The following is an 11,513-nucleotide window of genomic DNA, read 5'->3' as shown; positions in this document are numbered from 1 at the left end:
CGCGGCCTACCTGCACCACTACCTGGAGGCGAGCGCCCTGGCGTTCGCCGACCGCGGCGCGTACCTGGGCGACCCGGCGTTCGTCGACGTCCCCCACGACACCCAGCTGTCGGACGACTTCGCGGCCGAGCGCGCGTGCCTGCTCGACCCGGAGGCGGCGGCGACCAAGCCCGTGGCACCCGGGGACGTCGACGCCGACGACGCGGCGTGCGGCGAGACGATCGCCCCCGCCGACTCGGACACGGAGAACGTCTCGACGACGAACCTCACCGTGGTGGACGAGGACGGGAACGTCGTCGAGTACACCCTCACGATCGAGCAGACGGGCGGCTCGGGGATGCTCGTGCCGGGCCGCGGCTTCCTGCTGAACAACGAGCTCACCGACTTCTCCACCGTGTGGGCGGCTGACGACCCGAACCGCATCGAGCCGGGCAAGCGGCCACGGTCGTCGATGGCGCCGACGATCGTGCTGCGCGACGGCGAGCCCGTCCTGGCCCTCGGCTCGCCCGGCGGCTCCACGATCATCACGACCGTGCTGCAGACGCTCACCAACCACCTCGACCGCGGCATGCCGATCGGCGACGCGCTCGCCGCCCCGCGCGCCGCTCAGCGCAACACGGCGTCCGTCACCGCGGAGCCGGAGTTCATCGAGGCCTACGGCCCGGAGCTGGAGGCGTACGAGCACACGCTCGTGCCGTCCGGGGACGCCTTCACGTCCGCCGCCGAGATCGGCGCCGCGACGGCGGTGCAGATCGGCGACGACGGCCTGCTCACCGCCGTCTCCGAGCCGCGCCGCCGCGGCGGCGGCGCGGCCATGGTGGTGCACCCGGCCGAGGAGTGAGCCGCTACAACCGCGGCGGCTGCTTGTACTGCTCCAGCAGGGTGCGACGGTCGAAGTCCGGCGTCGGCCCGCTCTGGCTGGCGCCGTCGGGCTTGTCGTAGCGCTGGCTCGCGCGCTGGCGGTGCCGCATCGAGCGGGCGGTGCCCCAGCACAGGACGACGACGACCACGACCCACACGCCCTGCAGGGCGAGCTCGACGCCCTCGGGGAGCCGGACCGTGAACAGCACGACCGTGGCGGCGACGAGCACGGCCAGCCCGACGCCGGCCAGCACCCCGGGCCGGATCCTCATGCCAGCGAGCGTAGCGGCCTCCCGGGGACAGCTCTCGGGGGCGGCCGTGCCGCAGGGCCTCAGCCCTGCGGCAGGACGACGTTCACCAGGTTCGCCGAGGAGCCGCGGACCATCTCTCCCGCGGCGTCCTCGACCCAGCCCGCGACGGACAGCCGCGTGAGCGGGACGTCCGTCGTGCGCATCGGGAACGCCACGTAGGAGCTCGCGCCCGGGGCGACCTGCCTGGTCACCTCGCCGTAGACGGACGAGGCCACGATCGTGAGGGTCTCCGGGTCGGTGTTGAGCACCCGCACCGTGAGGTAGTTGCTGCCGCCCATGGTGCGGATCTGGGCGGTCGGCAGAAAGTCCGTGCCCCCGTTGAACCCGTCGCCCGAGACGACCACGAAGTCCCGGACGGCCTCGTCCTCGACGACCGTCCGCACCCCGTCCGGTGAGGCGGCGGACGCCGTGGCCGCCCCGGCCGCGCCCGTGGCAACCAGCGACAACACGAGGAGGACGCCGGACGCGGCGCGGACGGTGGATCGCGTGCGGGACATACGAGGCTCCTTCGGCCGGGACGGGTGGCCACGTCGCCGCGGCCAGGCACGAAACTACTGGCAGACACCGTCCCGGCACGACGGACACCCGGCGCGCGCCGCCAGCCCGGCGCCGGGCTGCACCCGGGCCTCAGCCCTCCGGGAGGACCACGTTCATCATGTTGATCCCGGTGCCTCGCACGACGCTCCCCTCGGCATCGAGCACCTCCGCCACGATGAGCAGGGGGACGAGCGGCACGGTCGACGTCCGCAGGTTGACGGCGACGTAGCCGGACCTGCCGGGCTCGACGAGCAGCGACCTCTCGCCGTAGGCGCTGGAGACCCGCACGTGCGCGGGCTCGACGTCATCGTTGTGCACTCGCACGGCGAGGTAGTTGCTGTCCCCCATGAGCCGGATCTGCGCCTCCGGCCGCACCCAGACACCGCCGTTGAGCGCGTCGCCGCCGACCCCGACGAAGTCGCGCACCGGGGTGACGTCGGCGGCAGACGCGACGGCGACGTCCTGCGCGCGCGCCGGAGCTGAGGCAGACGCGGGGATGGTGGTCACGCCCGCAAGGACGGCCGCGACCCCCGCGATCGCGGCGGCGCGGGACCTGCGGGACAGACTTCTCGAGGACATGCACGATCTCCTTCGAACGGGACGGTGTGGCCACGTTCGTCGCGGCCGGGCACGAACCTACTGATGGCCCCGGTACCGGCGCGGTGGACGCTCAGCGTGAGGCCGCGTGCGACAGGGGCGACGGTGTCGCGGCGCCCTCCAGGACGGCGGGCAGGTCGGCGACGCTGTCGAGCAGGTGCGTGTGCGGCGCGGCCTCCAGGACCGCACGCGGCACGCCGCCGCTGAGCACGCCGACGACCAGCGCGGCGCCGGCGTTCGTCCCGGCCTCGAGGTCGAGCACCGTGTCGCCGACGGTGAGCACGCGCGCGACGTCGGCCACCCCCGTGCGCTCCATCGCCCGGTGCACCATGAACGGCGCGGGGCGGCCCGCGGGCACGTCGTCGGTGGTCACGACGGCGTCCACGACCCCCTCGGTCCAGCCGAGCCGGTCGAGCAGCAGGCCGGTGACGTCGGCGGAGAAGCCGGTGGTCAGGGCGATCCGCGCGCCCCGTGCCCGGAGGTCGGCGAACGTGTCGAGCACGCCCGGCATCGCCACCGGCGGGGTGGCGTCGTACGCCTCGCGCAGCAGGCGCTCGAAGTCGGCGAACGCCGGCTCGACGGCGGACGGGTCGCCGCCGAGCGCCAGCAGCGCACGGATGGCGGTGCGCTTGTCGGCGCCCATCCAGCGGGCGACGTCGGCGACGTCGGCGGTGCTGCCGTGGCGGCGCACGGCGTCGTGCAGCGCGCGGTAGACGGCGCCGCCCTCCTCCACGGTGGTGCCGGCGACGTCGAACGCGGCGAGCGCGATACGGGCGGACTCGATGCGGTCGGGGGCGGCGGGTTCGGTCGTGGCGGTGTCGTTCACGGGGTTCCTTCCGGTGGGTGGGTCGGTGGCGGGGCGCTCAGGCGATGACGCCCGCCCGGTCGAGGACGTCGGCGGCGAGGCCGAGCCCGGTGGTCATGCCGATGCCCGTGGTGACGGCGGCGACGTGCACGCCGGGCGCGGGCTCGGCGACGAGGAACTCTCGCCCGGGGGCGGTGGCGTAGGTACCCTGCCAGCGCTCGACGACGCGCAGGTCGGCGCCCGGACGGGACGCGAACAGGTCGCGGCCCAGGCGCAAGAGCACGTCGAAGCCCTCCTCGTCCTGGAACACGGGCGCGTCGTCGGCGCGCAGGTGGGTGTCGCCGAGCAGCAGCGAGCCGCCCTGCGGGGTCGCCATGAGGTTGACGTCCCAACGCGCCCCGGCGGGGTCCGCCGCGGCGAGCTCGGCCGCGACGTCGGCCGCCGACGGGCAGGCCGCGAACGCCGCGTAGCGCACCATCGACCAGCCGGTGAGCAGCGGCGTCGTCAGGCCGAGGGGCACGTCGGGCCGCACCCGCAGCATGTGCAGCCGGCAGCGGCGCAGCCCGGCCTCCTCGGCGAGGTCCGGCAGCAGCCGGTCGAGGTCGTGGTGCGCGGCGACCACCACGACGTCCGCCTCGAGGGCGCCGCGCGTCGTCTCGACCCGGCCGGGCCCGACGGAGCGGGCCGCCGTGCGCCAGCGGAACGTCACGCCCTGCGCCTCGAGCCACCGTGCCAGGGCGGGGGCCGCCGCCCTGGGGTCGACGAGCAGGTCGAGCGGCAGGTGCGCTCCCCCGACCACGGGCTCCGGGCGGACGGGCACGGCCGCCCGCGCCGTGGCGGCGTCCAGGAGCCGCACCTCGTCCGTGCCGCGCTCGGCCGCGAGCTCGCCGAGCAGGCGCAGCTCGGCGGCGGTGCGCGCGACGACGTGCGTGCCCACCGGGGCGACGTCGAACCCCGCCGCGGCCCCCAGGGACAGCCAGCGCTCGCGGGCGGCGAGGGCGTACCGGCGCGCGTCGCCGGCCTGCGCCGTCGTGCACACGTGGCCGAAGTTCTGCACGGAGGAGCCGACCACCCCGGCCGCCTGCTCGACGACCGTCACCCGGTACCCGCGCCGGTGGGCCTCCGCCGCGGCGCCCAGGCCGACCACCCCCGCCCCCACGACGACGACGTGGCCTCGGGTCGCGGGGGCGCGGCGGGTCGAGGAGGGGTGCGGGACCGTCGTGGCGGGGCGGGTCATCGTGTTCCTCCGGGGTGGTGGTCGGGCTCGTTCACCGCACGGCCACCTGGGGCCGGTACGGTCCGGGCGTGAGCAGCGAGAAGGGGCCGTCGGCGCGGATCGTGCGCGTGCTCGCGGACGAGCTCGCGGGGCTGCCGTCGGGCACGCGCGTCGCCTCCGAGGCAGAGGTGGGGCGCCGGTTCGGCGTCGGGCGCGCCGCCGCGCGGGCGGCGCTGGGCGAGCTGGAGCGCCGGATGCTCGTGAGCCGCATCCAGGGTCTGGGCACGTTCACCCGCCGCCGCGTCGACTACCTCGTGGCGCCGGGGCGCGCGCCGTCGTGGAGCCGGACCCTGCGCGAGGCGGGCGCGTCGCCGCGCACCGTGGTCCTGGCCTGCGACGACGTGCCCCTGCCCGACGACGTCGCCGCCGCGCTGGAGGTCCCGACCGGCACCCGCGGGTTCCGGCTGGTGCGCCGGTCGCACATCGACGAGATGCCCGCGGCGTGGGGCGTCGAGTGGCTCGCGCACGGGCTCGTGCCCGAGCTGCCCGCCGCGCTGCGGCTGGAGGAGTCGCTGGACACGATCCTGCGCGCGTCGGCCGGCACCCGCCCCGAACGGGCGTGGACGCGGGCGAGCGTGGAGCCCGCGCCCGAGGAGGCGAGCGACGGCCTCGGCTGCCGGCCGGGCGACCCGGCGTGGCTCATGGTGAGCCTCGCGCGCGACGGCGCGGACGGCCGCCCGCTGCTGTTCACGGAGCGCTGGGTGCGCGCCGACGCGGTGCGCGTCGTGCTGGAGCTGGGGCAGGGCCGCGACGCCTGAGCGGAGAGGCGTCACGGCGCCACCGCCGCGCGCGGCGCGGTGCCGGCGGGCCCGGTGAGGAGCCCGGCCAGGTCGACCAGCGGCGCGGCGGGGGTCACGAGCTCGCCCCACGGCACGACGTCCCGCGTGCGGTCCAGCAGCCTGAGCGCGGCCCGCAGGTGCCGCGGCTCGTAGTTGTGCACGCCGGTCACGGTCAGCCAGCCGCGCACGACGCGCTCCGGGTCGAGCGGCACGGCCGGCGACGGCGCCACCGACCCGACGAGCACGAGCCGCCCGCCGACGTCGAGCGCGTCGAGGCACCGGGTCACGGCCGGGGTCGCGCCGGAGAGCTCGATCGCGACGTCGGCGTCCCCCACGGACTCGCCCGTCCCCAGGGCCGCATCGGCGCCGAACCGGGCGGCGAGGTCGCGGCGGGCGGGGTCGGGGTCCGTGACGACGACCTCCGCGGCCCCGGCGTCCCGCGACGCGACGACCGCGGCCAGGCCGAGCATCCCCGCCCCGCTGACGAGCACGCGGCGGCCGGCGAGCGGCCCCGCGGCCTCGACCGCCGCCATCACTGTCGCGGTGGCGCACCCCGCGGGGGCGGCCAGCGCGTCGGGGACGGTCACGGGCACGCGGGCGATCGTGGCCCCCGCGGGCAGCACGAGGTGCCGCGCGTAGGTGCCGGACAGCGGCCAGCCCGAGTCGAACGCCTCGTGCCCCACCTTCCGCACCGACCGGCACTTCGCGGTGCGCCCGGCGCGGCACCGGTCGCACGACCCGCAGGCCACGGTGACGCCCCACACGACGCGGTCGCCCGCGGCGAGCTCGCCGCCGTCGTCGCCCACGGCGCCGCCCGGCCCCACCTCGACGATCTCGCCGACGGCCTCGTGCCCGAGCACGGAGGGCGACGGCGACGAGCGCCGCCCGGAGACGGTGTGCCGGTCGCTGCCGCACACGGTGGCGAGGAGCACCCGGACGAGCACCTCGCCCGGGCCGAGCGCGGGGAGCGGGACGTCGACGAGGCGGACGGCGTCGCCGCCCTCCCACAGCGCGACGGTGGTCAGGACAGCTGAGCGCGGATCCACCCGGAGAGCCTCTCGATGAGCAGGACGACGACGAACACGAGCAGGACGATCCCGCCCGCCACCTGGAAGTGGAGGGTGCGGACGGCCTCGAAGAGCAGGAAGCCGACCCCGCCGGCGCCGACGATCCCGAGGATCGTCGAGGTGCGGATGTTGACGTCCAGCAGGTACAGGCCCGACCCGACGATCCCGGGCATGGCCTGCGGCAGCACGGCCGAGCACAGGACCTTCCACCAGCCGCCGCCCACCGAGCGCACGGCCTCGGCGGGCCCGGCGGGGAGCTCCTCGACGGCGTCCGCGACGAGCTTGCCGAGGAAGCCGATCGAGCCGATGCCGAGCGCGACGGCCCCCGCGACGGGCCCGAGGCCGACCGCGGCGACGAACACCACGGCGAGGATCAGCTCGGGGATGGCGCGCACCACGAGGACCACGGTCCGCGCCGCGCCGTACACGAGCGGGTGCGGCGCCACGTTGCGCGCGGCGAGCAGGCCCAGCGGCAGCGACAGCAGCACGCCGATACCGGTGGCCGACAGCCCGATGGCGAGCGTCTGGAGCAGGGCCGCCCACAGCGCGGGCCCGAGGGTGGTGAGGTCGGGCGGGAACGTGCGCCCGGCGACCGCGAGGAGGTCGGGCACCGACGTGACGAGGGCGAGGGGGTCGATGCCGAGCCGCACGAACGACACGACCAGCAGCGCGACGGCAGCCCCACCGGCCGCCCACCGCACCGCGCGGTCCCGGCCGTACCGGGGGTTCCGGGGCGCGAGGAGCGTGCGGCGGATCGCGACGGACAGCAGCTCCATGCCCGCCACCAGCACGAGGATCACGAGCACGATGCCCATCGCCTTGGGGTAGACCAGGCCGCGCAACGCGTCCTGCAGCGCGAAGCCGATGCCACCCGCGCCGACGAAGCCGAGCACCACGGACGTGCGCAGGTTGATGTCCACCCGGTACACGAACGCCGAGACCCAGGCGGGCACCACCTGCGGCACGACGCCGTTGAGCAGCTCGCGCACACGCCCCACGCCGACGGCGCGCACGGCCTCGCGCGGCCCCTCGTCGGCGCCCTCGATCGCGTCGGCGAACAGCTTGCCGAGCATGCCCACGGAGTGCAGGGCGAGGGCCAGGACGCCCGGAAGCACGCCCAGGCCCAGCGCCCGGACGAACAGCACGGCGAACACGAGGTCCGGCACCGCGCGGCAGAACGTGATGATCCCGCGCGCGACGGCGGCCACCGCGGGATGCGGCGTTGTGGTGCGCGCCGCGAGGAACGCCAGCGGCACGGACAGCAGCATCGCGAGCACCGTGCCGAGGAACGCCATGAGCACCGTGTCGAGGGCCAGCGTCGCGATCCGGGCCGGGTCGGACAGCTCCGGCGGCACCATCCGGCCGAGCAGGTTCGCCACGTCCTCGCCGCCGGCGACGAGCGTCGGCAGGTCCAGCCCGATCGCCGACGACGCGGCCAGCGCGAGCACGACGGCGCCGCCCGCGAGCCAGCGCAGGGCGCGGCGCCGGCCGTCGGGGGGCGGGCGGAGCGGGTCCCCGCCGGACGACGGCGCCGGGGCCGGCGCGGGCGACGTCGTCCCCGGAGGCGCCTGGAGGGACGCCGTCATGCCGCCACCGCCGCGGGCTCGACCCGCCGGTAGATCGCCATCGCCTCGTCTCTCGTGAGGCCCGCCGCGGGGCGGTCGAGCACCTTCTCCCCCTGCCGCAGGCCGACGAGGCGGTCGGCCCAGCCGAGGGCGAGGTCCACTTGGTGCAGCGTGCACAGGACGGTCAGCCCCTCCTCCGCGCAGACCCGCACGAGCAGGTCCATCACCGTGCCGGCGTTCTCCGGGTCGAGGGAGGCGACGGGCTCGTCGGCGAGCACGACCTGCGGGCGCTGCATCAGCGTGCGCGCCAGCGCGACGCGCTGCTGCTGGCCGCCCGACAGGGTGTCCGCCCGCTGGTACGCCTGGTCCGCGAGACCGACGCGGTCGATGTGCGCCATCGCCTCCGCACGCATCCGGCGCGAGTAGGTCGACACGCCGTAGCGCGGCCCGCGCACGCGGCCCAGGCCGCCGATCAGCACGTTCTCGAGGCAGGTGAGCCGACCCACGAGGTTGAACTGCTGGAACACGAAGCCCACCTCGGTGCGCAGGTGCCGCAGCTCGCGCGCCGACGCGCGGTCCACGCGGGTGCCGGCCACCGTGACCTCGCCCGCCGTCGGCCGGTGCAGCCCGTTGAGGCAGCGCAGGAGCGTCGACTTGCCTGACCCGGACAGCCCGAGCAGCACGACGAGCTCCCCCTGCCGCACGTCGAGGTCCACGCCGTCGAGCGCGGCGGTCCGACCGAACTCCTTGCGCAGCCCACGCACCCGCACCAGGGGCTCGTCGGTCGCGACGCCGGGCGCCGTCGGCCTCGTCGGCAGCGTCGGCCTCGTCGGCATCGTCAGCCCTCGCACTTGTCGGACTTGGTGATCGTGCAGACCTCGCGGGTGCCGTCGTAGTCGGCGTCCTGCGCGGGCACGAAGCCCCACGCGTCCTCGTCGGTGAGCAGGCAGTCCCCGTCGCAGTACCCGTGCTCGCGCAGGTAGTCGGAGTTCGCCTTCTCGGTGAGCAGCGTCGCGAGCTTCTCGTTGACGTCGGCGCCGAGGGCGTCGTTGCCGACGAAGAGGGAGCCGGAGATCGTCTCCGACCTCCACACCTCCTTGAGGTCGCCGTCGGCGAGGTCACCGGCCGCCGGCAGGGTCTCCTCGACCATCGACTGCATCGCGAAGCCGACCTCGCAGTCCCCCGAGGCGACGGCGAGCGCCGACGCGTCGTGGCCGCCCGCATACACGGGCTCGACCCCGGCGGCGACGTCCTGCTCGGTGCCCGACGCGATGACGCCCGCGTCGATGAGCCCGGCGGAGGGGTAGAGGAAGCCCGACGTCGAGCCCGGGTCCACGAAGCAGACCGTCCTGCCCGCGAAGTCCTCCAGGCCGTCCACGGCGTCGTTGTCGCCCTGGGTGATGCCGAGCGAGAAGTAGCCGGGCTCGGCACCCTCCTCCGCGATGACGGACGCCAGCGGCGTGATCGCGGCGTCGTTGTGCGTCGCGAGGACGTACGCGAACGAGCCGAGGAACGCGAGGTCCACCTTGTCGGCGATGAGCCCCTCGATGACGCCCGCGTAGTCGGAGGCCTGGCTGACCTCGACCTGCGCCCCCGTCTCTTCCTCGAGCATCGCGACGATCGGGTCGTAGCCCTCGGCGAGGTTGGTCGAGTTCTCCGCGGGGATGGCGCCCAGGCGCAGCACCTCCGGGAAGCCCTGCTCCGTGGTGCCGCCACCCGCGGACGCCGTGCCCAGCGCACCGCAGCCGGCGAGCGTGAGGGCCGCGGCGCCGGCGAGCGCCGCGGCGGCGAGGGTGGTCCTGGTGGTCTTCATGTCGTCTCCGGTGAGGACTCGGCGATGGGGCTCGGCGCGGGCGCCGGTGGCCGGCGCCGTGCAGGAGTCTGGGAGCCCGCGACGACCGGCCGGCCCCGGGGAGGTGAACCCCCGGTGAAGCCTCGTTAACCGTCTCGCCAGGTCGTCCGGACAAGATGCACCGGTGTTCACCTCCCTCCCCTCCGCGACCGACAGGCCGTGGCCCCTCGGCGCCGCGCCCGCGGAGTGGTCGCTCGCCGGCGTCCGCGCCGTCCTGCCCGACCGCGTGGTGGACGACGCCCGCCTCGTCGTGCACCACGGCCGCGTGGCGGAGGTGGGCGAGCGGCCGCCGGGGTTCCGGGCGGACCTCGACGGCGGGGGTGCGTGGTGCCTGCCCGGGCTGGTCGACGTGCACACCGACGTGCTGGCGCACGAGCGCCGGCCGCGGCCCGGCGCCGACCTGCCGCCCGACCTCGCGGTGCGGACGGCGGCCGACCGCCTCGCCGCGAGCGGCGTGCTCACCGCGTTCCACGGGGTGCCGTTCGGCGAGCGCACCCCCGTGGGGCTCGCCGCGGGCGACCCCGGACCCGGCCCGCTGCTGGGGGCGCTGCGGGACCCCGAGGCCGCGGGGTCGGGGTCCCGCGTGCTGCACCGCGTGGACGTGCGGTGCGTGACCGGGCTCGCCGACCTGGAGGCGGCCCTCGCCGGTGACACCGGGGACGTCCCCCCGCTGGTGTCGCACGAGGACCACACCCCCGGCATCGGGCAGTACGCCGACCCCGCCACGATGGAACGTTTCCTCGTGGAGCGCGAGGGCATGACCCCGCCCGACGCGCGCACGCACGTGGCCGCCTGGCGCGCCGAGCGCGAGGACCGGGCGGACGTCGCGGCGGCCGCCCTCGACCGCCTGGGGTCGTGGGCCCGCGCCGGCCGGGTCCGGCTCGCCGGGCACGATCCCGAGACCCGCGCCGACGTCGAGGCACTGGTCGCGCGCGGCGGCGCCGTCGCGGAGTTCCCCACCACCGTCGAGGCGGCGCTCGCGGCCCGAGAGCTCGGCCTTCACGTCGTGGCAGGCGGGCCCAACGCCGTCCGCGGCTCCTCGCACGCCGCCAACGTCTCCGCGCGGGAGCTCGTGGCCCGCGGCCTCGTCGACGCGCTGGCGTCCGACTACGTGCCGTCGTCCCTGCTCACGGCCGTCGAGGTGCTCGTGCGCGAGGGCCTCGCCGACCTGCCGGGCGCCGTCCGGCTCGTCACCTCGGGCCCCGCGCGCGCCGCGGGGCTGGACGACCGCGGCGCCCTGGTGCCCGGTGCGCGGGCCGACGTCCTGCTCGTCCGGCGCGCGGGGCGGTGGCCCACCGTGGTCGCCGCACTGCGCGCCGGCCCGGCGGCGCGGTCCGGCCGAGGGGCGGGTGGCCCCGGCGTCAGCCGGTGACGAGCTTGCGGAGCAGGCCCTCGAGCTGTGCGCGCTCCTGGCGTGAGAGGGGCGCCAGCAGCCCGTCCTCGAGCTCGAGGTGCGCGGGGTAGGCCTCGTCGATGAGCCGGCGCCCCTGCGCGGACAGCGTCACGACGCGACCGCGACCGTCGTCGGCACGGCCCTGCCGGACCACCAGGCCCGCGGCCTCCAGCCGGTCGACCCGCTTGGACGTCGCGCCGGCCGTCACCATGGTGTGCTCCGCGAGCTCGCCCGGGTTCAGCGCGAACGGGGCGCCCGCGCGCCGCAGCGCGCACAGGACGTCGAACTCGCCCTCCCCGATCCCGAACCGCCGGTAGTTCGCCACGAGCGCGGCGGTGAAGTCGTCGGAGATCCGTCGCATCCGCCCGATCACCGCCATCGGGCTCGGGTCGAGGTCGGGGCGTTCCCGCCGCCACTGCGCGACGAACGTGGCGACGCGATCGGTCTCGGTCATGACCCCATCCTACTTT

At 76.3% G+C, this 11,513-nt stretch carries 13 protein-coding genes; 3 read left to right on the top strand and 10 right to left on the bottom strand.

Annotation, left to right across the window (positions count from 1 at the left end):
* On the top strand, positions 1-841 hold an 841-nt coding region (locus tag ACFQ8E_RS05120), incomplete at its 5' end, for a gamma-glutamyltransferase (RefSeq protein WP_430549493.1).
* Positions 842-845: 4 nt separating this feature from the next.
* Here ACFQ8E_RS05120 and ACFQ8E_RS05115 read toward each other — a convergent pair.
* The 5 genes from ACFQ8E_RS05115 to ACFQ8E_RS05095 form a co-directional block, all read right to left on the bottom strand.
* Positions 846-1,133, bottom strand: a complete 288-nt coding sequence (locus ACFQ8E_RS05115; protein WP_430549492.1) for a hypothetical protein — start codon at positions 1,131-1,133, stop codon at positions 846-848.
* Between the two features lie 59 nt (positions 1,134-1,192).
* The gene (locus ACFQ8E_RS05110; RefSeq protein WP_430549491.1) at positions 1,193-1,669 is read right to left on the bottom strand and encodes a hypothetical protein; all 477 of its coding nucleotides are present in this window, start codon (positions 1,667-1,669) and stop codon (positions 1,193-1,195) included.
* Positions 1,670-1,799: 130 nt separating this feature from the next.
* Entirely contained in the window at positions 1,800-2,288 is a 489-nt protein-coding gene (locus ACFQ8E_RS05105) for a hypothetical protein (RefSeq protein WP_430549490.1), read from the bottom strand.
* A gap of 91 nt (positions 2,289-2,379) precedes the next feature.
* Positions 2,380-3,132 carry a phosphonatase-like hydrolase gene (locus ACFQ8E_RS05100; protein WP_430549489.1) on the bottom strand — a complete coding sequence of 251 codons (753 nt, stop codon included), beginning with the start codon at positions 3,130-3,132 and terminating at the stop codon, positions 2,380-2,382.
* Positions 3,133-3,169: 37 nt separating this feature from the next.
* Entirely contained in the window at positions 3,170-4,348 is a 1,179-nt protein-coding gene (locus ACFQ8E_RS05095) for a TIGR03364 family FAD-dependent oxidoreductase (protein ID WP_430549488.1), read from the bottom strand.
* 68 nt (positions 4,349-4,416) lie between these two features.
* On the opposite strand from ACFQ8E_RS05095, the gene ACFQ8E_RS05090 reads away from it, so the two are divergent.
* Positions 4,417-5,145: a GntR family transcriptional regulator gene (locus ACFQ8E_RS05090; RefSeq protein ID WP_430549487.1), complete on the top strand. Its 729-nt coding sequence runs from the start codon at positions 4,417-4,419 to the stop codon at positions 5,143-5,145.
* A gap of 11 nt (positions 5,146-5,156) precedes the next feature.
* Here ACFQ8E_RS05090 and ACFQ8E_RS05085 read toward each other — a convergent pair whose 3' ends face one another.
* The 4 genes from ACFQ8E_RS05085 to ACFQ8E_RS05070 are packed head-to-tail and all read right to left on the bottom strand — an operon-like array spanning position 5,157 to position 9,611.
* The gene (locus ACFQ8E_RS05085) at positions 5,157-6,212 is read right to left on the bottom strand and encodes a zinc-binding dehydrogenase (RefSeq protein ID WP_430549486.1); all 1,056 of its coding nucleotides are present in this window, start codon (positions 6,210-6,212) and stop codon (positions 5,157-5,159) included.
* On the bottom strand, positions 6,188-7,819 hold the full coding sequence (gene phnE, locus ACFQ8E_RS05080; RefSeq protein WP_430549485.1) for a phosphonate ABC transporter, permease protein PhnE: 1,632 nt from the start codon (positions 7,817-7,819) through the stop codon (positions 6,188-6,190). The genes ACFQ8E_RS05085 and phnE overlap by 25 nt, the downstream gene beginning before the upstream one ends.
* The gene (gene phnC, locus ACFQ8E_RS05075) at positions 7,816-8,634 is read right to left on the bottom strand and encodes a phosphonate ABC transporter ATP-binding protein (RefSeq protein WP_430549484.1); all 819 of its coding nucleotides are present in this window, start codon (positions 8,632-8,634) and stop codon (positions 7,816-7,818) included. The genes phnE and phnC overlap by 4 nt, the downstream gene beginning before the upstream one ends.
* A 2-nt stretch (positions 8,635-8,636) precedes the next feature.
* A complete protein-coding gene (locus tag ACFQ8E_RS05070) occupies positions 8,637-9,611 on the bottom strand; it encodes a phosphate/phosphite/phosphonate ABC transporter substrate-binding protein (protein ID WP_430549483.1) in 975 nt (324 codons plus the stop codon).
* A 163-nt stretch (positions 9,612-9,774) separates the two neighbouring features.
* On the opposite strand from ACFQ8E_RS05070, the gene ACFQ8E_RS05065 reads away from it, so the two are divergent.
* Positions 9,775-11,022 (top strand): alpha-D-ribose 1-methylphosphonate 5-triphosphate diphosphatase, encoded by a 1,248-nt coding sequence (locus ACFQ8E_RS05065; protein ID WP_430549482.1) that lies wholly within the window; start codon positions 9,775-9,777, stop codon positions 11,020-11,022.
* On the opposite strand, the gene ACFQ8E_RS05060 is transcribed toward ACFQ8E_RS05065, so the two are convergent.
* On the bottom strand, positions 11,012-11,497 hold the full coding sequence (locus ACFQ8E_RS05060) for a MarR family winged helix-turn-helix transcriptional regulator (protein WP_430549481.1): 486 nt from the start codon (positions 11,495-11,497) through the stop codon (positions 11,012-11,014). The two genes, ACFQ8E_RS05065 and ACFQ8E_RS05060, sit on opposite strands and share 11 nt — an antisense overlap.
* Positions 11,498-11,513 lie beyond the last annotated feature (16 nt).

Origin of the sequence: Isoptericola sp. NPDC056573, from assembly GCF_042793335.1 — a bacterium.
GTDB lineage: Bacteria > Actinomycetota > Actinomycetes > Actinomycetales > Cellulomonadaceae > Isoptericola.
Note: the sequence above shows the minus strand (reverse complement) of the source record. Positions and strands in the feature narration are given on the sequence as shown.

Bases quoted from the DNA above. Each gene is read 5' to 3' on its own strand.
- ACFQ8E_RS05115 (WP_430549492.1), bottom strand. From the start codon at position 1,133: ATGAGGATCCGGCCCGGGGTGCTGGCCGGCGTCGGGCTGGCCGTGCTC.
- ACFQ8E_RS05110 (WP_430549491.1), bottom strand. From the start codon at position 1,669: ATGTCCCGCACGCGATCCACCGTCCGCGCCGCGTCCGGCGTCCTCCTC.
- ACFQ8E_RS05105 (WP_430549490.1), bottom strand. From the start codon at position 2,288: ATGTCCTCGAGAAGTCTGTCCCGCAGGTCCCGCGCCGCCGCGATCGCG.
- ACFQ8E_RS05095 (WP_430549488.1), bottom strand. From the start codon at position 4,348: ATGACCCGCCCCGCCACGACGGTCCCGCACCCCTCCTCGACCCGCCGC.
- phnE (WP_430549485.1), bottom strand. From the start codon at position 7,819: ATGACGGCGTCCCTCCAGGCGCCTCCGGGGACGACGTCGCCCGCGCCG.
- phnC (WP_430549484.1), bottom strand. From the start codon at position 8,634: ATGCCGACGAGGCCGACGCTGCCGACGAGGCCGACGGCGCCCGGCGTC.
- ACFQ8E_RS05070 (WP_430549483.1), bottom strand. From the start codon at position 9,611: ATGAAGACCACCAGGACCACCCTCGCCGCCGCGGCGCTCGCCGGCGCC.
- ACFQ8E_RS05060 (WP_430549481.1), bottom strand. From the start codon at position 11,497: ATGACCGAGACCGATCGCGTCGCCACGTTCGTCGCGCAGTGGCGGCGG.